At 44.9% G+C, this 20,176-nt stretch carries 17 protein-coding genes and 3 pseudogenes; 8 read left to right on the plus strand and 12 right to left on the minus strand.

All coding sequences use genetic code 11. From position 1 onward, the window contains the following. The first annotated feature begins 301 nt into the window (after window positions 1–301). Window positions 302–997 (plus strand): FadR/GntR family transcriptional regulator, encoded by a 696-nt coding sequence (locus NSQ61_RS16295; protein ID WP_340734362.1) that lies wholly within the window; start codon window positions 302–304, stop codon window positions 995–997. 263 nt (window positions 998–1,260) lie between these two features. Next, window positions 1,261–2,736 (plus strand): alpha-ketoglutaric semialdehyde dehydrogenase GucD, encoded by a 1,476-nt coding sequence (gene gucD, locus NSQ61_RS16300; protein ID WP_340734361.1) that lies wholly within the window; start codon window positions 1,261–1,263, stop codon window positions 2,734–2,736. A gap of 120 nt (window positions 2,737–2,856) precedes the next feature. On the opposite strand, the gene NSQ61_RS20375 is transcribed toward gucD, so the two are convergent. Further along, window positions 2,857–2,937 (minus strand): IS3 family transposase, encoded by an 81-nt coding sequence (locus tag NSQ61_RS20375; RefSeq protein ID WP_445659463.1) that lies wholly within the window; start codon window positions 2,935–2,937, stop codon window positions 2,857–2,859. A 210-nt stretch (window positions 2,938–3,147) separates the two neighbouring features. Next, window positions 3,148–4,545: an IS4 family transposase gene (locus tag NSQ61_RS16305; protein ID WP_445659464.1), complete on the minus strand. Its 1,398-nt coding sequence runs from the start codon at window positions 4,543–4,545 to the stop codon at window positions 3,148–3,150. 205 nt (window positions 4,546–4,750) lie between these two features. Between NSQ61_RS16305 and NSQ61_RS16310 the strand changes: the two genes are divergently transcribed. The 3 genes and pseudogenes from NSQ61_RS16310 to NSQ61_RS16320 all read left to right on the plus strand — a co-directional run bounded on the left by NSQ61_RS16310 (window position 4,751) and on the right by NSQ61_RS16320 (window position 8,622). Beyond that, the gene (locus NSQ61_RS16310) at window positions 4,751–5,185 is read left to right on the plus strand and encodes a PTS sugar transporter subunit IIA (RefSeq protein WP_445659465.1); all 435 of its coding nucleotides are present in this window, start codon (window positions 4,751–4,753) and stop codon (window positions 5,183–5,185) included. A 102-nt stretch (window positions 5,186–5,287) separates the two neighbouring features. Beyond that, window positions 5,288–6,565 (plus strand): annotated as a pseudogene (locus tag NSQ61_RS16315) (IS110 family transposase). Window positions 6,566–7,140: 575 nt separating this feature from the next. Further along, the gene (locus tag NSQ61_RS16320) at window positions 7,141–8,622 is read left to right on the plus strand and encodes a transposase (protein ID WP_340734358.1); all 1,482 of its coding nucleotides are present in this window, start codon (window positions 7,141–7,143) and stop codon (window positions 8,620–8,622) included. 260 nt (window positions 8,623–8,882) lie between these two features. Here NSQ61_RS16320 and NSQ61_RS16325 read toward each other — a convergent pair whose 3' ends face one another. The 6 genes and pseudogenes from NSQ61_RS16325 to acnA all read right to left on the minus strand — a co-directional run bounded on the left by NSQ61_RS16325 (window position 8,883) and on the right by acnA (window position 14,058). Next, window positions 8,883–9,125 (minus strand): hypothetical protein, encoded by a 243-nt coding sequence (locus NSQ61_RS16325; protein ID WP_340734357.1) that lies wholly within the window; start codon window positions 9,123–9,125, stop codon window positions 8,883–8,885. Between the two features lie 57 nt (window positions 9,126–9,182). After that, window positions 9,183–9,473, minus strand: coding sequence for a GNAT family N-acetyltransferase (locus NSQ61_RS16330; RefSeq protein ID WP_340734356.1), 291 nt, complete (start codon window positions 9,471–9,473; stop codon window positions 9,183–9,185). Then, window positions 9,473–9,637: a hypothetical protein gene (locus NSQ61_RS16335; RefSeq protein WP_340734355.1), complete on the minus strand. Its 165-nt coding sequence runs from the start codon at window positions 9,635–9,637 to the stop codon at window positions 9,473–9,475. Before NSQ61_RS16335 ends, NSQ61_RS16330 begins: the two co-directional genes overlap by 1 nt. 98 nt (window positions 9,638–9,735) lie before the next feature. After that, window positions 9,736–9,855 (minus strand): annotated as a pseudogene (locus NSQ61_RS20380) (DUF6431 domain-containing protein); the annotation flags it as partial. A 288-nt stretch (window positions 9,856–10,143) separates the two neighbouring features. Continuing rightward, window positions 10,144–11,256, minus strand: coding sequence for a lactonase family protein (locus NSQ61_RS16345; protein ID WP_340734354.1), 1,113 nt, complete (start codon window positions 11,254–11,256; stop codon window positions 10,144–10,146). A 72-nt stretch (window positions 11,257–11,328) separates the two neighbouring features. Next, a complete protein-coding gene (acnA, locus tag NSQ61_RS16350; RefSeq protein ID WP_340734353.1) occupies window positions 11,329–14,058 on the minus strand; it encodes an aconitate hydratase AcnA in 2,730 nt (909 codons plus the stop codon). Between the two features lie 208 nt (window positions 14,059–14,266). Here acnA and NSQ61_RS16355 point away from each other — a divergent pair, with 208 nt between their 5' ends. Both NSQ61_RS16355 and NSQ61_RS16360 read left to right on the plus strand, forming a co-directional pair. Continuing rightward, a complete protein-coding gene (locus NSQ61_RS16355; RefSeq protein WP_340734352.1) occupies window positions 14,267–15,136 on the plus strand; it encodes a LysR family transcriptional regulator in 870 nt (289 codons plus the stop codon). Window positions 15,137–15,215: 79 nt separating this feature from the next. Continuing rightward, window positions 15,216–16,453 (plus strand): annotated as a pseudogene (locus tag NSQ61_RS16360) (IS701 family transposase). A gap of 119 nt (window positions 16,454–16,572) precedes the next feature. Here NSQ61_RS16360 and NSQ61_RS16365 read toward each other — a convergent pair. From NSQ61_RS16365 to NSQ61_RS16375, 3 genes are read right to left on the minus strand one after another with little or no spacing between them, the layout of a single operon-like run. Next, window positions 16,573–17,184: an RraA family protein gene (locus NSQ61_RS16365; protein WP_020959283.1), complete on the minus strand. Its 612-nt coding sequence runs from the start codon at window positions 17,182–17,184 to the stop codon at window positions 16,573–16,575. Next, window positions 17,181–18,293 (minus strand): MFS transporter, encoded by a 1,113-nt coding sequence (locus NSQ61_RS16370; RefSeq protein ID WP_340807570.1) that lies wholly within the window; start codon window positions 18,291–18,293, stop codon window positions 17,181–17,183. The genes NSQ61_RS16365 and NSQ61_RS16370 overlap by 4 nt, the downstream gene beginning before the upstream one ends. Then, complete coding sequence (locus NSQ61_RS16375) at window positions 18,293–18,523, minus strand: hypothetical protein (protein WP_301101102.1); 231 nt, start codon at window positions 18,521–18,523, stop codon at window positions 18,293–18,295. Before NSQ61_RS16375 ends, NSQ61_RS16370 begins: the two co-directional genes overlap by 1 nt. Window positions 18,524–18,649: 126 nt before the next feature. Between NSQ61_RS16375 and NSQ61_RS16380 the strand changes: the two genes are divergently transcribed. Then, window positions 18,650–18,907, plus strand: a complete 258-nt coding sequence (locus NSQ61_RS16380) for a hypothetical protein (protein WP_023817552.1) — start codon at window positions 18,650–18,652, stop codon at window positions 18,905–18,907. A gap of 91 nt (window positions 18,908–18,998) precedes the next feature. Here the strand turns inward: NSQ61_RS16380 and prpF are convergent, their stop codons facing one another. Continuing rightward, on the minus strand, window positions 18,999–20,156 hold the full coding sequence (gene prpF, locus NSQ61_RS16385) for a 2-methylaconitate cis-trans isomerase PrpF (RefSeq protein ID WP_301101100.1): 1,158 nt from the start codon (window positions 20,154–20,156) through the stop codon (window positions 18,999–19,001). Window positions 20,157–20,176 lie beyond the last annotated feature (20 nt).

Genomic DNA, 20,176 nt, shown 5'->3' on the forward strand with positions numbered 1-20,176 from the left:
TGTTTTTCTAAACAAAGTGTATGTCCGACCTCCATCTCATGGATAGGTTGAACGAAGGAATTCGTGAGATATGGGAGGGTACACCGCCATGAGAAAGGTGAAGATCCAACTGGTGCGATCATAGGAACGCCCTCCCCTATTTCCGAGAAATGGGATCGTAGGGTATTTTCCTCCAGAGCTGTTGTATCGAAAAGTTTAAATATATTCAAGATCTATCCATTCTGGATGCATCCTTGCGAAAATTGAAGAGATTCAAAGAAAAACGAGAAAATCGATATTTTTATAGAGGGAGGGAGATTAAATGAGTGAACTAAAATACGCTGTAAGTTCGGTACGCAGGAGTACTTTGTCGCAACAAGTTTTAGATCAATTGATACAGCTTCTAGTAAGTGGTAAGTTGAAACCAGGAGATAGATTACCATCTGAGATAGAATTAATGGAACAATTAGAAGTAAGTAGACCTGTTCTGAGAGAAGCTCTAAGATCCCTTGAGACACTAGACATTATAACAAGGAAGCCACGTGGGGGAACATATATTAATGATAAAGTGGGAAGTGATCCTTTTAAGGCGATGCTTGCTGTGTCAATTAATAATGTTCCAGCCATCATTGAAGCTCGTATGACATTAGAGCTCGGATTGGTGACGATTGTTGCTGAAAAAATAACGGATCAGCAGTTAAAAAAATTAAAAGATACCATTGATCAAATCAGAGAACATGCTGATAGTAACTATGGATTTTTAGATAAAGAATTTCATCGAATCATTGCATTGAGTGCTAATAACCCTATTGTTGAAGGAATGATTATTTCCTTACTCATCACACATGAAAAAACAGACAGTTTGATTAAATATAGAGAGCCAGATATTACAATCGAACATCATCTTGCAATTTACGAAGCGCTTAAAAATAGAGACCCAGTAGAAGCTTTCAAACAGATGTACAGGCACTTAAGTTTTGTGCGCAATAAGATTTTAGCTGATTATGAAAATGAGTAATATATGTAATATTAAATATTCAATTAGGGGAACTTTTCATGTGAGTCATTACTTTATTGTTTAGGCGAACGTATTAAAATGTTTGAATCTGATTTTAAAATGCTTAAGCATATGAAAGGAAATAAACCCCTTTTCGAAATTATTTACTGTAAATGGTTGTATTTTCTACAAAATTTCTTATTGCAATAAACGAGTCAAGCCATTTTTCGAGATTAAGGCATGGCTCTATATTCGCATTTTCAAGTGACAAGGGGGATCTTAACATGGCGGTATCGGAAGTTAAAACTAAAAAACAAACATATCTCAATTATATAGATGGCAAATGGGTTCACTCATCCACAAAAAAAGTTGATAAAAGCATCAACCCAGCCAATAAAAATGAAATAGTAGGATATGTTCAACAATCCAATGAAGAAGATGTAAATAAAGCCGTAGAAGCGGCTAAGAAAGCGCAAGTTAATTGGAGAAGACTATCTAGTGTTAAAAGAGGGGAATGTCTTTATAAGGCTGCTAGTGAACTGGAAAAAAGAATGGATGAAATCGCAGAAACAATGACACGGGAAATGGGAAAGACATTCCCTGAGTCAAAAGGAGAGGTACAGAGAGGAATTGCAATCCTTCGTTACTATGCGGGAGAAGGAATGAGAAAGATTGGTGATGTTATTCCTTCTTCAGACAGCGAAGCGCTTATGTTTACAACCCGTGTACCACTTGGTGTTGTCGGGGTTATCACTCCATGGAATTTTCCTGTAGCCATTCCTATTTGGAAAATTGCCCCTGCCATTATATATGGAAATACGGTTGTATTCAAACCGGCTCAAGAAACAGCAGTGACTGCTGCTAAAATTGTTGAATGTTTAGATCAAGCTGGTTTGCCAGCTGGTGTTGTTAATATGGTAACCGGCAGAGGATCGGTAGTAGGAAATGCTATAGCCGAACATCCAGATATTAATGCAATTACCTTTACTGGTTCAAATGAAGTTGGAAGAACAATTGCTCAAAAAGCAGTGGCACGGGGAGCTAAATATCAGCTTGAAATGGGAGGCAAAAACCCTGTAATTGTATTGGATGATGCTGATCTTGACCAGGCTGTGGAAGCAACTGTTAGTGGAGGACTGCGCTCCACTGGACAAAAATGTACAGCAACAAGCCGAGTGTTCGTTCATAGTAATGTATATGATGAATTCAAAGAAAAACTATTATCGAGAATAAAACAAATAACAATAGGCAATGGATTAAATAATGATACATGGATGGGTCCTTGTGCTAGCGAAAAACAGTTTGAAACAGTTCTGTATTACATACACAAAGGAATCGAGGAAGGTGCCACTTTACTGTACGGTGGTAATCGTTTAGAAGATGGGGAATTTAAAAATGGATTTTATGTGCAACCAACTATCTTTGAAAATGTCTCTCCTAATATGACAATTGCTCGAGAAGAAATATTTGGGCCTGTATTAGCTTTAATTAAGGTGGATACGTTGGAAGAAGCATTAAATTTAGCAAATGATACTCCATTTGGCCTTAGCGCCTCTATCTTTACCCAAAATATAGGAAACGCCCTATCATTCATAAATGAAATTGAAGCGGGATTAGTTCGCATTAATGAAGAGAGTGCAGGCGTAGAGCTACAGGCTCCTTTCGGAGGAATGAAGCAATCTAGTTCACACTCAAGAGAACAAGGACGAGCTGCCATTGAATTCTTTACATCAATTAAAACTGTTCTTATTAAAAGTTAAAAGTGTCTGTTTGTCGCATTCCTAAATTATTGAAAATTAATGTAATGGAATATCAGAAAAAGAGAGCCTATCTATCTGTAACTATAACTGAACTGAACCAAAAAAGTTAGACACGGAAATTTAGACAATGATTTGGGTATGAGTTCGGTATTGAACCGGACTCATGCCTTTTAATTTTGTCTTGATTCGTGTTTTTGGCAAGTAGGAAATGTATCAAATGGCAATTAAAAATGTACCACTTGCCAATCCCTATATTTACTTATTGTGTAATAATGATTCTTTATACGTAAACGTCAAATAGCCCCCCACCTTTTTGAAGGCCGGGACTTGAAGTATTATTTAGTTAACTCAACTTTCGCACCCTTAAAATTGCTCTAAACCCTTGATATATTTGAATGCAGACTAAGTTGATTATGCCGCATTTGCCTTTTTTTCTTCGTTACTAAGAAAAGCCTTCTTTAGAAAATGTGGTAAATTATTAAATAGCTCATCAACTATAGATTGGACCTTTTCTTCTGAAAGAGTTGGTTCATTGGAAAGAGTAGATTTCAACAAATCCAAAACCAGTATAAGAGCTTGCGCAAAACGGATGTCCTCCATTTCATCGCAGCACAAATAGAAGAGCTGTCCTATCGTTTTTGGAACCTCTTCTTCCCGCGAACTTAAAGCAAGCATGATATAACGTGCGAAAACAATCGTGGTATGGGCTACCATCGCATCATAACTGCGGGATTGGAATTCTTTTGCTAAACGTAGGTGGGATTTGGTCACTTTGAAAAAGCACTCGATATCCCAACGTTTCCCATAAAGTCGAACAACTTCTTCGTCTGGAAGCTCAATATTAGTTGATAGAAGGGCTAACCAGTTTTTTGATCGGTTTCGGTCACGCACAAAAACTATCCGAGCTTGTATATCCTTACCTTTGTCATCCGGTCCTAGACTTACAACAATGGAAGCAAGAATCTTAGCACGTCCACGTTTTTTTCGAACTTTCTTATATAGTTGATTCAGAGTATACTCCTCACCTTGATACGTGTAATATACGCGGTGCATACTTTTGAGCATACAAATAACATGAAGGGGATATTCAGAAACAACACGTTTTATCACCTTGGGAAACGCAAACCAACTATCAAAAAGCAATGTCTTAGTACAAAGTTGTAATGGATTTACTTCATCTAAAAGATCGAACATTGCTTCCGTGGACTTTTTCAGTGCCTCCTTGCGTCGCTTATAACCGACTGTACGCTTGTCAATGTCTGAATTGATTTCTTGAAAACGATTTTTCTTTTTCGCGGAACTAAGCAATGAAAACGCTAGTGGAATGAAAGTATTCCCATCTGACCACCCAAGAGTTAGCATACGAAACCCCCTGATAAACTGGCCAGTCGTATGATCATGCACAAGTGACAAAAGCTCGACAGCCTTACTACGTGCGCGGCTGTATAAAGAGTCATCAAAAATAAGGACACGCTCCCGATCATTTGAGACTAAATGCAACAATTTGGTTACAATCACATTTTTGCTCAACAGAGTAAGGAATTTTCTCCAATTGTATGTTGGATTATTGAGTAAGCGATAGACAGTATCTTTTTTGGGTGCATCCTGTATGCGGTTGGAATCAAGCGTCCGATATAGGTTCTTGCCATGTAAAACGAGAGAGAAAATAAACTGAAAAAGTAACAATGGGGAAATTCCATCTTCCTTTTTAATATTTGCCTTATTTAACAATGTACCTAGTTTATTTTCTTTGAAAAACCGTGAAATATATGAATCAGTCTCGTTTTTTTGTTGAGAATTTGGTAAAATAGAAGCCACAGAAAACATCCCTTTCTTTGGTTATGGTTGTGGTGACTATATTTTACCAAAAAGGGATGTTTTTTTGTTCATTTTTAGATATAATGTTGTGAATTCTTTCAGTCATATCAAGTGTTTACTAGTGTTTTTCGACTGCGAAAGTTGAGAAAGTGATTTAAAACAAATAGAAAAATTAATTATTGATAATCAGCCCCCAATTAATACTTATTTTCGAAAAGATCTAATGTTTTTAAGAAAGAATTTTCATTCGTATGAAGAAGTTTTAACGTTTTTCCACACTGCATTGCTTGAAAAAGGCTTAGTAGATAATACTTTTTTAGAAGCAATATTCGAAAGAGAAAAAGTGGCACCTACATCTTTTGGGAATTTAGTGGCTGTTCCGCATCCTATCGTTCCAAAAACGAATCAAACATTTATTGCTGTATGCACACTAGATAAGCCAATTCAATGGAAGGATAAGCCTGTTCAATTGGTCTGTATGTTATGTGTGAAAAAGAACAGTAAGGAAAATTTGCAGGACATGTACGGTTTGTTGGTAAGATTAATTGACAATAGCTCAATGGTTCAGAATTTGTTAAAAACGAAATCATATGAACAATTTATACAAGTTTTAAAGGAGCATTCCTGTTAGAAGTTTTTTCGGGGACTTGAATAAAAAAAGCCCTCTTGGTATGATTCGGGGGTGTCAATCGGATGAATTGACCCCTAATTTGGATACCAAGGAGGACTATACATGAATTCTATCTCAAACAAGAAGATTAATCAAGTCACCGATCAAACGCTCGTTGTTGGCATAGATATCGCAAAAAAGAAGCATTATGCCTGCTTTGTGGATGAGCGAGGGAGAGTGCTAAAAAAATCGTTTCCCGTTCCGCAATCCAGAGAAGGGTTGGAATGGTTGTACCAGTGTATCGTGAAAGCGATGGAGGAATTTGAAAAAACGGAAGTGATCGTTGGCATCGAGCCAACGGGACATTATTGGCTCAATCTCGCTTACTTTCTTGACGAGAAGGGCATTCCTCTCGTGATGACAAACCCGATGCACGTGAAGCGCTCCAAAGAGCTAGACGACAATCTTCCAACCAAACATGATGCGAAAGACGCACTCGTCATTGCCCGGTTAGTGAAAGACGGCCGATTCAGCTATCCGCGTATTCTGAAAGGGATGGAGGCCGAACTGCGCACAGGGGCGACGTTTCGATCCAAACTCGTGGAAGAGCAGGGGGCGGTTCGAAATCAGATGATTCGCTGGCTCGATCGGTATTTTCCGGAATTTACGCAAGTCTTTCCGTCGTTTGGGAAAATGGCGCTCGCTACGCTGGAACAGACGCCGTTTCCGTCGGATTTAGCAGGGAAAGAGATCGAAGAGGTTTTCACCCTTTATCGGCAAAGCGAGGGATTACAATCGCCACAAAAGCCGAAAGTGAAGAAGTTGATGGAACTGGCCCAACACTCCATTGGCGTAACGGAAGGACAACAGATGGCCCGTATCGAAATCGCCACACTTGTCCGCCGATATCGCCAGCTGGAAAAAGAGATCGAGGCATTGACAGAACAGCTGATTGAACTCGTACAGACATCGGTCGAGTACGAATAGTTGAAGACCGTTCCGGGCTTAGGCGATGCGACCATCGTAGAATTGTTATCAGAGATCGGGAGTTTTTCCCACTATCAGGATCCGCGCCAATTATTGAAACTTGCGGGACTGACCTTACGGGAAAACTCCTCCGGCCAACACAAAGGGCAAAAACGGATCTCGAAGCGTGGAAGAAGGCGGTTGCGCGCCCTCCTCTTCCGCGTGATGATGCCGATAATTCGCCACAACGAAGCGTTTCGACAGTTACATGAATATTACACGACACGGCCCGATCATCCGTTGCGCAAGAAGCAATCCATTGTGGTGCTATGTGGGAAATTACTGAAGGTACTGCACGCTGTGTGTACGAAGCACCAAGCGTTCGATGCGAAGCAAATGATGCAGGACATCTTTTGTCTCGAAACGGCGGCTTGATGCCTGCATGCCTTACGATTCCCTAGACAACAAGGATGACACGGAGAAGCTGGCGCGATATCATCCATTCGACCTTGAGTCCCTAAAGGAGCTTAGCCGGCCTCTGCCTGATGACTAGACCGAACGAAGGAATGTAGGCACAAGGATGCCCAGAGACATGGGAGGGTTCGTCATCATCAGCGATGCAGAGATCCACGGTGCATCCCATACGCTTCCCCCACTACAACCAAATTTAACCAGTAGTGGCCGCAAAGCGTACCCAGTCAATGTAAGATATACACATATTTAAGAAATAATGTTAGAAACTTTGTCGAAAAACATTTTTTTGCCACCCCTGAAACGGCTACAACCGTTGATATATCAACATTTATAGAGGAGACGGTATATTAAGATCATGCACAAAATTTGGAATGGAGGGCTGTCTCATAATGATATGCTCCCCATAAGGTAGACAGATTAAAATATAAAAAATCTGTTTTACCTTAGGGGGGTTTTTCTATAAGGCCGGTGAAAAAGTACACCCTGAGTCAGGGATTTAGGTGGCTTGTGTCGAAAAAGGAAGAAAAATCGTTGGAATGGAGCGTGAATGGATGATGAAAGCCCCCAAAAACCCTTCGACTCAGCCTCGGCTGTTTCAAGTCATCGACATGGAGGACCTGGTTCCCGCACACCATATCCTGCGCCAAATCAACGAAGCGGTTGACTTTTCCGTCATTCACGATTGGGTGGCTCCCCTGTACACGGAAAAAACGGTTCGCCCGGCGGCGGATCCGGAACGGCTGCTTCGCCTGATGCTGCTCTCGTATTTGTTTGATCACTCCGAGCGGGAGTTGTATGAGATCCTCCCCATGCATGCCGGATACTTGTGGTTTTGCGGTCTCGACTTTGAATCCGTGCTTCATCCGGATCCTCATCATCCTGCGCTTCCGGATCGAACAACGCTCGTCAAAACGCGGAAACGCTGGCGCCAACATGGAATCTTTGACCGGCTGATGACCTACGTGGTGGATCAATGCATCGCGGCGGGGCTGGTCTCGCCGGATGTGCATGCGGCGGCTGACGGCACCCAAGTGCGGGCGAATGCCTCGATCCACAGCTTGCGGGAGATCAAGCTCGCTCCGGTGGAGACGTTGGAAGACTATCTGGCCCGCACCGCCCGGGAAGATGAACAGACCGAGTCCCCAGATGCGGACCGGGATCCCGATGACGACCCACCCTCTCCGTCTCCAAAATCAGGGGAACGCGTCCATGCCGAAGAACGAGGAAACTTCCGTGTAACCAGGTTTTCCAACCAAACCCATCGAAACGTGACGGATCCGGATGCCCGGTTGTACAAGAAAAGCAAAGGACAGGAAGCGTATCCTCGGTATCTGGTGCACGACGTCATCGATGTCCAGTCGCGCGTGATTTTATCCAGACGGGCCAGCCTCGCCACTGGAACGGCGGAACGGGAGACGAGTTTGGAGCAGCTGGCTTCGATTCAGTTTCGCCACCCGTCGATTACGATTCGGACCTTGTCTGCGGACAAAGCGTATGGCACCACCGAGTATCTGGAAGCGCTCTTCGTTCAAGGCATCACACCGCTCGTGCCGTTGCGCCGCAAGGAGATGGAGGAGATTCCAACCTGGAAGCGCCGGGCGAAGGATCCCGCTCAGGAAGCAAAGCGCCAGGCGAAAGTCCGAGACGTTCAGATTCGCAATCAAGCGAGGCTCATTCAGCAACAGGGCGGCTATCGATCCATTCAAGCCCTTCGCACGCGTTGTGAGCATGTGTTCGCCGAAGGGAAGGAATGTCACGGGCTGGACCGGGCCCGAAGCCGGGGCCTTTACGCCATGGAAGAACAGGCGCTGTTGACCGCCGTCGTGCAAAATCTGAAGCGATTGTGCCGGTTTCGAAAAAAACGAGGGGGGACCGGCTCTTTGGCGTGCGCAAAACCGGAATTGGGAGCAGGAAGTCCTGCTCGTCTTCCCATCCTTTGGCGCCAAATGGCGAGGAGAATGGCCTCCAAAATTCGACATGTGGGAAGTCTATGCCCCATTAATTCACCGGCCTTCTAACAAAACTATAGATGTTAGGGTAGCAAAGGCTACAAACCGCACGAAGTCCATACAAAACATCAAATATCTCCGGTCAACCCGATCAACAAGAGGAGAACCGAGTATTCGAACTACTATCTCTGGGATCACAAATGCAATATAGAGGTTTCCCATAGCCACTTGTGAACCGATCATTGTTTATTGCAAAATAAAAATGCAGAGATCTGCAGAGAATTTGGCTTAGGCCAACTTTACATGGAGAGGGGGGCGTGATAGCCTTTTTAGGCATAGCCAGCCCTTGATATTGCTGGCTTCCTGGCTTTTTCATCACGCCCCCAGAGGCTCCATGTCAAGTTGTAATTCTCTGCACTTTTCGTTGCGAAACTCTGTATTTTTTCTTTGCAGAAAACACCGATCATATTGTATACGATCCATCCCATGAATAAACTTGCGATGCTGTCACCAACAGAACTGACAGCCTGAGCAACCCATAGAAACCAGTAATAGCGGTTCAGGTAAGCCATACCATTAGGCACTCCTATTCCTGATAAACTCCCTCGATGTCTCCTTCTATGTTTTCGCTAAGACAGACGCTTTGCGAAAATCAGAAAATCCTCACCATCGCTCCAATAGTCCCGTAGGTAGCCTTCAAGAACAAAACCATTAGCTTTGTGGAAGGCAATCGCCGCCTCGTGTTCTGACTCGTTCCCTACATCGAGATAAACCTTTCGACAGCCCAAACGCCGAAGTTCTTCCTCAATATGACCATATAACTTAGTGGCAATTCCTCGTCGTTGCCATATGGGATCTACAAATAGCCATATTGCCCAATAAATGTCTTGCACACCCCACCGATCCTTCCCATAGCCCATTACTCCCACCACATGTCTGTTCTCTTCTGCAACAAAAAACGAGCCGTTTCTTTACGATGCCCCTCTGAGATATCGCGCCGCGCCAAATCAGCAAGTGTTGGATTATTTGCAGCCACTATCTCTACTACCCTTTCAAGATCTTCTTCTTTCATCTCACTAATCATCACGCCTATCACCTCACCAGAGCCTTAATGATTCATCTTTCTGATTTTACATACGAAGAGAAGCCCTCCATATACTCACTTGGCAACACCCGCAATGCTTTGGAGAGGTCGCGACGGGATGGACAGTGGGGGCATTGGCTCACGTCAGGAAAATCGTTCCCCTTCCCACGATCCGTATACGTTTGAATGTCAATGCCAAAGTCGTGAAACTGGATCACACTTCCTCCCCCTTCTCCTTGAAACGAATGGAAATCTTCGTCCGAAACAATTCACAAAAAATTTAGCACATTCCTTCAGAAAAGGGGAGAGGGCTTTCTGAAAGAATGTGCAAAAAAATGGCTCTTTTGTTCCGAAATAAAGTGATAATTTACAGTCCGCTCTGGATCGTAGCAGCGAAGCGACGAGTAAGGCATCTCCCCCGCTTGATCCATGTCCATGACAAAAGCGCGAACCGTTTTGTGGTTCGCGCTTCTTTCCTGCTTTATACGCGTAAGAACATTTGCTCCTCACCTTAAGGAAGAGAAAACAATACATACCGGGCTTTCTGTTTCCAAAATCCAGCCGGTAGGCTGTAGTTCGCCGGTTTTGCCATCCACTTTAAAGGCCACGATCGTATCGCTGTCCTCATTCGCAACGTACAGGAACGTTCCGAATGGATCAAACGTGAAAAATCGGGGAGTCGCACCTTTGGTAGACTCCCAGCCAATAGGGGAAAGTTCACCTGTTTGTTGATCCACCGCAAAAATGGCGATGCTATTATGCCCCCTGTTTGACGCGTATACGAAACACCCGCACGGTGAGACAGCGATTTCTGCCGCCGTATTTCCATTAACATGGCTAGGAACGGTCGGTATCGTTTGTTTCATCGTTAGCCGTCCATTTTCTTTTTCAAACGCATATACCGTGACAGTAGAATCAAGCTCATTCACAACATACGCATACGGCAAGACTGGATGGAAAGAGATGTGCCGCGGTCCGGCCCCTTCCTGCGTTGTTCCAAAAGGCAAATGTCTTGAAGTCAGTTCGCCTGTTTCGGTATTCAGTGTAAACAAAATGATCCGATTAAGCCCTAAATCGGGAACAACGAGGAAACGCCCCGTCGGATCAAATACCGTATGGTGGGGATGAGAAATCCCCTGTTTTTCATATAGATGCGTTGCATTAAATTGAGGGGCATAGGGAAGGGGAACCAAATGACGAATCTCCCCTAAAGAACCGTCGCTATGAATAGGCAAGACGGACAACGTTCCAGAGATATAGTTAGCGACAATAAGAAATCGGTTCGTTGGATCAATAACGAGATGAACAGGGTTTTTTCCGCCAGTTGATTGATAATTAATGAATGTCAGTTCACCTGTCTCTTGGTCAATTCGGAACGCGCTCACTTCGCTGCAATCGCCATGGACCGTATATAGGAAACGTTGGGTAGCATCAAGAGCTAAAAACGATGGATTGACAAGCCCTGGAACAAGCTGCACATGTATCCACTCGCCCGTCACAGGATCAACCCGGTAAACGTTGATTCCTTTTCCACGGGCATTGCGTTGCCATGATGTACGACAGCCAACATAAGCAATTAGTTTTGCATTTGTTTTATTTTCATTTTTTTTGATTGCCATAGTTTTTTCTGCCCCCTTACCCCCGGCGCACTAAAAATGTATCAAACTAGCCTCTTTTTTACTGAGCGGTTTTCAGCGAATTTCCGAATGGACTTGTGCAAGTCGGCGCATGACGGTTTGCATAATCCCGCCATTGCGATAGTATTCCACTTCTATGGGGTTATCAAGACGGACAATCACGTCAAACTCAAAGCAGGTTCCGTCTTCCCGAATCCCCTCTACCTTGATCTTTTGCCCTGGTTTGACTCCTTTGTCCAACCCGATCGTTCTGAACGTTTCTGCTCCTGTGATCCCGAGAGAGGAAGCGTTTATGCCATCGACAAACTGCAAAGGCAACACTCCCATGCCAACTAGATTGCTGCGGTGGATTCTTTCAAAACTCTCGGCAATGACGGCTTTGACTCCTAAAAGATACGTCCCTTTTGCCGCCCAATCCCTCGAGCTTCCTGTGCCATATTCTTTGCCCGCTATAATCAGCAACGGGATGTCCTTTTCCTTATATTTCATCGCTGCATCATAAATAGACATGATTTCTCCCGTTAACCAATTTTTTGTCATCCCTCGCCCCGCTTCTGGAACCATAAGATTCAGCACATTGGCCAGCGCCCCCCTTACCATGACATGATGATTGCCTCTGCGCGACGGATAGGAGTTAAAATCTTTCGGTTCTACTCCGCAACTTTGCAAATACAGCCCAGCAGGACTGTTGGGGGGAATGACCCCCGAGGGGGAGAGATGATCCGTCGTGACGACATCCCCTAACAGCACAAGGACACGAGCTTCTTTTATGTCTCCCATTTCTTTTACATCCCAACGGAAGCGTTCCAAGAACGGAGGTTTGCGGATGTAACAAGAACGTTCGTCCCATTGATACAGCAATCCTTCAGAAATATCAATACGATTCCATTGCTCATTTGCTTCGTATACGACCTCATACCGTTTACGGAACAATTCAGGTTGAAGTGATTGCTGCAACACTTGCTGGATTTCAGCTGAAGACGGCCAAAGCTCTTTTAAATATACCGGTTGGTGATTTTTATTATATCCGATCGGTTCTGTCGTCAAATCGATATTGACCGTACCCGCCAAGGCATAAGCAACAACAAGCGGAGGCGATGCCAAATAGTTTAATTTCACTTGTGGATGTATACGCCCTTCAAAATTGCGGTTTCCTGACAACACACTAGCTACAGTCAGTTCGTGATCGTCGATGGCCTTACTGACCTCTGGGAGAAGCGGCCCCGAGTTGCCAATACATGTCGCACACCCGTAAGCTACGATATAGAATCCTAACTCTTCTAAGTAGGACAGCAACCCTGCCCTCTGCAAGTAATCTGTGACCACCCGCGAGCCCGGGCTTAGAGACGTTTTCACATACGGCGGCGTCCGAAGTCCTTTCTTAACGGCATTTCTGGCCACAAGTCCAGCCGCCACCAATAACGTGGGATTGGATGTATTCGTACAACTTGTGATTGCTGCTAAAACAATCGAACCGTTTTGCAAAACTGACTGTGTCCCATCTTCATGCGTAATGACCACTGATTTTTGCCAATCCTTCTCCGCGGGTCCATAACCGCCTTGCGGCAATGGGACTTGAATCATCTCTTTGTAACGTTTCTTCATCTGTCCTAATTCAATGCGATCCTGCGGGCGCTTAGGCCCTGCCAGACAGGGAACAACGGTCGATAAATCCAGTTCAATGATTTCGGAATAGCATGGTTCCGGGCTTTCTTCTTGCTTATACATGCCTTGGATTCGGTAATACGTTTCCACGAGGTCTATTTGTTCCTCATCGTGACCCATCAGCCGCAAGTAGTTTATCGTTTCCCTGTCGAAAGGGAAATAGCCCATCGTGGCTCCATACTCAGGCGCCATATTCGCAATGGTCGCGCGATCAGCCACACTCAGCGTTTGAACTCCTGAACCGAAAAATTCCACAAACTTACCAACAACCCCTTTTTGCCGAAGAAGATTGGTAATGGTCAAAGCCAAATCGGTCGCTGTCACTCCCTCAGAAAGTGAACCCGTGAGTTTCAGGCCAACGACTTCTGGCATGACGAAGTACACAGGCTGCCCTAATATAGCCGCCTCTGCTTCGATTCCGCCTACTCCCCACGCTACAATTCCCAATGCGTTAACCATCGTTGTATGGGAATCGGTTCCAATCAGCGAGTCTGGAAAAATTACCGTTTCATTGCCATTCTTTTTTAAGGAAATAACCGATGATAGAAACTCCATATTCACTTGATGCATAATGCCGCTCGAGGGTGGAACAACGCGAAAATTAGCGAAGGCTTTTTGCGCCCAACGCAAAAAGCGAAAGCGTTCCATATTTCGGTTGAAGTTGAGTTGTTCATTTAAGTTGACGGCGTCCGGCTTTCCAAAATAATCAACTGTCACCGAATGATCTACGACAAGGTCCACAGGAATAAGAGGGTTGATTTTACGAACATCTCCTCCCATCTGTGCCATTGTGTCGCGCATGGCTGCTAAATCCACTAATGCTGGTAGTCCGGTCGTATCATGCATAAGAATCCTAGACGGCTTAAAAGGCACTTCCCGGGTTGTCTCGCGCTTTTTTCCCCAATTCGCTAACATGGCGATATGCTCTGCAGTGATCGCGGAACCATCAAATTCACGTACAGCCGCTTCCAACAACACTTTGATGGAATAAGGCAGTCGGGAAACGTTTCCGGCTCCATCCTCTTCGAGCGTGTTGATGCGATAGAAAGAGTAGGTTTTTCCACGTAAAGAAAAATGAGATTTCGTTCTCCGTATGCTTTTGAGCACTTTGTCTTCCATTACCGATAGCCCCCCTTTCTCTTTGGTTGATTTCATTTTATTACAAAACTGAAAAGCGAAAGAAATATCAATTTGTTATGAGCAGGTATGAAAATTTTATATGTGCAACGCTCTTGGTGCATTTTGGGCGCCACGGTCTTGCCAAAAAGAAAGATAGCAGGTAGATTAAAATAACAACAAGGAATGGATATAGAGGTGAGTAATCATTATGGAAGACCGCGATTGGATGATTTTGCATACCCTTTATAAGGAGAAAAGTATTACGAAAACCGCCCAACGACTATTTATTTCGCAACCAACACTAACAAAACGCCTGCAACAAATTGAAAAAGAGTTGGAAGTCAAAATTGTGAATCGCGGATTCAAAGGAGTGCAATTTACGCCGGAAGGAGAATACCTCGCCAAGTGCGCTGAAGATATGTTGCATCGTCTTCGCGTGATAAAAGAAAATTTAAAGAATTTCCATCATCAAGTAGCGGGAACGTTGCGCCTTGGTGTATCGAACTTCATTAGCAAATACAAACTCCCTGCTCTGCTCAAATATTTTAAAGATCAGTACCCTCAAGTCGAATTCCAAGTGAAAACCGGCTACAGTCGAGATATTTTTGCTTTATTATATAGCCAGGAAGTCCATGTGGCTTTTATTCGTGGGGAATACAACTGGCCTGATCAAAAACACTTGCTGTTTGAGGAAAACATCTGTGTTGCCTCTAAGCAAGAGGTAGATTTAGAACAACTCCCCCAACTGCCAAGAATTGATTATAAAACAGACGTCTTATATAGGCAGTTAGTGGATAACTGGTGGGCGGAGCGATATATACATCTTCCGTATATCGCTATGGTCGTCGATCAAGGGGACACATGCAAAGAAATGGTGACCAATGGATTAGGATACGCGATTATGCCTTCACTATTTTTGGAAAATGTGAAAGGGCTTCATAAAATCTGCCTGACAGATAAAAAAGGGCGCCCTCTCACCCAAAAAACATGGATGATGTACCATCAAGACTCTTTAACATTAAATGTCGTGAACGCCTTTGTTGATGTAGTCAAACAGCTTGATATATATTCCTTATAAAAATAATATAACTGTAGATGAGCAAATTCGCTAACATAAATTGACAATCAAACAAAAAAGGAGACATGAACCGGACTCCTTGGTTAGAATAGATGTGCTACCAACTACCCACAAGGAGGTTCATGTCTCATGAATTGATGAGCACATCACCAAGAAATCGACAAGTTTTTCTTCACGTTGGGGTTGATGTTGCAACTTTCGAAACTGGTCATCAAGCATCTCATTCCTATCGTCGATGCCTTGACCACCAAGGGATTCTCGGGAACGTTGAACGATGTCCATCACTGGAGTTTTCATCCGAATCATCGAACGACGCTCCGTCACTTTTTCACGAAAAGCCCTTGGGATGAGGAAAGGCTGCTTGAGAAGCTTCAAGCGTGGATCCTTGACCGGGTCGAACGCCTCACCAAACGGAAGAATCAGCCCCTTTTCCTTTCGATTGATGATACGATTTGCCAAAAAACGAAGCCTTCGTCACGGGGAACGCACGCCATGCAAGGGTGCGACTGGCACTACTCGCACAAGGATCATCAATCGGTCTGGGGGCATTCGCTCGTTTGGCTGATGGTGCACACCTTCACGCAGGCGTTTCCGTTCGCGTTCCGCTTGTATGACCAGAAGGCCGGAAGAAGCAAAATCGATCTGGCGATGGAGATGCTTTCCTCGATCAAGGGGAAGCTGACTCAGCCGGTGTATGTGCTCATGGATTCGTGGTATCCGTCCCAAACGCTCATCGAAGCCTGTCTGAAAAAGGGATTCCATGTCATCGCGATGCTCAAGACGAACCGGATTCTCTACCCGAAAGGCGTCGCAGTCCAAGCCAAGCAGTTTGCCCGCTATATCGAGTCCAAAGACACCCGCCTCGTCACGGTGGGGCAGGAGCGTTACCGCGTGTATCGCTATGAGGGGGCGATCCATGGCCTCGATGACGCGGTGGTGTTGCTGGCTTGGAAGGCGGATCAGCCGATGACACCGGAACATCTCCATGTTGTCTTGAGCACCGATCGGGAGCTCGGGGACGAAGACATCTTGCGTTACGATGCCGAGCGTTGGACGATCGAGTACTTTTTCCGGCAGGCGAAAGACCAGCTGAAGCTGGATGGATACCGCGTTCGCCACATTCGGGCGGTGAAACGGTATTGGGCGGTGGTGCTCTTGACCTCTGTGTACAGCATCGCCGAATCCCGACAAACCCTTTCCGCTGGATTGGAGCTTCTTCGATCGCGGAAAGGCCACAGCGTCGTCGAGTTCATTTATGACGCCGCGAAGCAAGAGATTCCCATTGATGTGATCAAAAAACAGCTCCATTTCTCCTAAGGGGTACTCTGTTTGTCTCTTAAAGTATGGAAATTATTGTAATGAAAAATGTTCATCTACAGTATAAAGATAAAAATAATAAAAGGAACGGCGGCATCTGCCCCGTTCCCCGTTCCTTTTTATTTATTCAAGACATTTTCCAAATACCGAAGCGCTTCCTCCCTGCTGGATACCCGTTTTGCTCTGTCGAGATCCATTTGCAGTTTTTCTAATGCCTTTTGTAAAATTTCCTGTTCCCGCATTTGTGGTACAACAACAACTCCATCAGCATCACCGACGATCATATCACCCGGATGCACCGTCACCCCACCGCAAGAGACAGGGACATTGATTTCCCCCATACCAGCCTTTCCACTAGCTGCCACAGTCGTTCCGAGGCAGAAAACAGGAATATTCAATTTTCTAATCCCCTCAATGTCCCGTATCACCCCGTGGGCAACAATCCCTTTTATTCCTAACATTTGTGCTACGCCAACTAAAAAATCTCCTGCGATGGCCCGATAGGTGTCCCCTTTGGCGTCTACCACAAGGACACTTCCCGGCGGCGCTTCCTTCAGCGCCTTCAAGAAAACAAGATTGTCCCCTACGGGCATTTTCACTGTAAACGCTCTTCCTGCCACGCGATCATTTTCCTTCAAAGGCTTGATCTGCGAATCAAGATTATTGAGACCTTGCATCACATCAGAAATACAGGTGGTCGGTATCATTTCAAACTGACTGATTATATTCATTTCACCACTTCCCCTTTTAGCTGATTGGATTGTGAAGCCTGATGTTTAGAAAAACCTTGCCTTTTTTCAAGGCGCATCAACAAAACCATGATAAATGAGATAAATAAGAGCACACTTAAAAATACCAAACCTGCTTCCGTGCTCCCTGTAGCATCTTTCAAGGCACCAATCGCATACGGTCCGACAAATCCCCCTAGGTTTCCGACGGAGTTAATCGCGGCAATAGCGACAGCAGCGCTCGACTGCGTTAAAAATAACGAAGGCAAAGCCCAAAACGGAGATTTAAAACTATACATACCGGCCAAAGAAATCGATATGAATAGAAGGGCGAAATAAGGATTTTTCGTGATCCCTGCGCTCACCAACCCGAGTCCGGCCACTAGAAGCGGAATCGCCGAATGCAGTTGTCTTTCTCCCGTACGATCCGAACGACGCGACCAAACAATCATGCCGATCGTAGCGATAATGTAAGGAATCATTCCAATTAAGCCAACTTCCGTATTAGTCAATTTGCCAGAAAACCCTTTAATAATCTGCGGCATCCAATATCCCACACCAAGGCTCCCTGTCTGATAAACGAAATAAATGACAGAGAGAAACAACACTTTCGGATCTGCCAGGGCTTTTAAGGTGCTGAGATGCTTTACATTCTTCCTTGACTCTCTCTCTTCTTTTAATGAAGATATGAGCCAGCTCTTTTCCTCGTCCGTCAGCCATTTGGCATTCTCGGGGCGTTCAGTCAAATAGAAATAAGTGACAATTCCCATGATCACTGCGGGGGCCCCTTCCAAAATAAGCATCCATCTCCAGCCTTGAATTCCCCACCATTGAATATGATCCATAATCCAAGTACTCAGCGGTGCGCCAATAATATACGAAACGGGGATAGCAGCAGTAAATAACGCTACGGTGGTAGCCTGCTCTTTCGATCGAAACCAATAGGTGAAATATAAAATAATCCCAGGGAAAAATCCTGCCTCCGCTACTCCAAGCAAAAATCTTAAGATGTATAGATGAACCTCATTTTGAGCAAATCCTGTCAATACCGAGACGATCCCCCAAGTAATAAGAATTCTTGCAATCCATACTCGGGCGCCAAACTTCATCATCAATATATTACTTGGCACTTCGAAAAGGAAATAACCAATAAAAAAATACCGGAGACAATTCCAAACACTTCAGCTGAAAGGGCTAAATCCTTATTCATTTGTAAAGCAGCATACCCGATATTTGCCCGATCCAAGTAGGAAATAATGTACAACAAAAATGTAAAAGGAATGATCCGCATTGTCACCTTGCGCATCGTTTGCTTTTCCAACACAGCGCCCGTATCATTCATTCATATTCAGCCTCCTCCAATTGTCATTGAAATCGTTTTCCGAAAATGGCATAAAAATTGATCAACACGTATCCTTAGTGTTATCCCCCCCTTCCTTTTCAACCTGCTGCGAAACAGGATTGATCCATGAGCAAAAATGGCAAGCAAAACGTCACAGGAAAGCGTTTACCAGAGCTGGCGACCCATCTGAACCAAAAACAACGCCCATGGACGTTTTCTTTTATTACTTCCATCTTAGCGAAAAGTAGCATGGTAGAAGAAATAGTTTTCGTTCATGACGCGGTATTCGAATTTCGAATGTATGACAGACAACGAGGATGGCCAGGGCAAAGTGGAATACATTCAATCATTCAAAGATGCCATGTTTTTCATGATGAACTATAAGAAGATCAGCAACTTACCGAATACAGGCCTCTTTCTCGGCCATACCTGCAGCCAAAAAGGAGAAAGAGGCCCAAAACATAAAACTGGGTGATTAATCGATGATATTAGGTACAAGGACAAACCCTTCCATCAATCGCCGGGCACTGCGGCTCATCACCACTTTTTTTACCATCCAACTATGATGATGTCGTTCGACTGCAGCTCCTACTCTTACAATGCCCGACGGATGCCCGATGCGAATCTCGGATACTGTGCGTCCTAAAATGTTGCTCACGATCGTTCCCGGGATCGCCGCCGCCGCAGCCATCGCCACCGCACCTGTGCCTGTCATGGCATGATGCAGTTTCCCCATCGACAAAATGCGCGCCAACAGGTCAATCTCTTCCCGGCGCACCACTTTGCCGCTCGATGCAGTATAGCTTGCTGGCTCAGCCAAAAAGGCAATTTTCGGTGTATGCTGGCGTTTCGCCATGGCGTACTCGATGTCGTCTGCCACCCCCATAGCGACAGCCCCGTGAGCGCGGATCCATTCCAACCGCGCCAACAAATCCGGATTGCCGTTAATATCTTGTTGCAATTCTGTTCCCGTTAATCCCATTGACGATGCAGAAATAAAGACAGAAGGATTTCCGGCATTGATTAGAGTTGCCTCCACTTCTCCTATTCCCGGAACGTGAAGGATGTCGATGGGATTTCCGGTTGGCAGAACCCCTCCCTCCCCGCCAGGATCAAGGAATTCCAGCTTGATTTCCGACGCTGGAAAGGCTACTCCGTCTAGCACGAAATCGCCAAGCTCTTGCACTTCTCCATCCTTCATCGGGACATGGGCGATGATTTCCTTTCCAATGTTCTCCTGCCAAATATGGACAGTGGCCACCCCATCCTTAGGAGCATCGACGAGCCCGTGATCAATCGCAAAAGGACCAACCGCCGCTGTAAGATTCCCGCAGTTCCCACTCCAATCAATGAGTGGCTGCCCTATGGCTACTTGGCCGAATAAATAATCAACATCACATCCGGGCCGGTTGCTTTTGCTGATGATGACCACCTTGCTCGTGCTTGACGTCGCCGCACCCATGCCATCGATTTGCTGCCCATACGGATCCGGACTTCCCATCACACGCAACAATAGTTTGTCACGTTTCGACGGATCAGAGGGCAAATCTTCTTTCAGAAAAAAAATTCCCTTACTCGTTCCGCCTCGCATATAAACGGCAGGGATTTTGATTTGTTTTCCCCACTGCTTCACTTCGTTCTCTCCTTCCAACT

The organism is Aeribacillus sp. FSL K6-1121, assembly GCF_038003725.1.
Lineage (GTDB): Bacteria > Bacillota > Bacilli > Bacillales > Aeribacillaceae > Aeribacillus > Aeribacillus composti.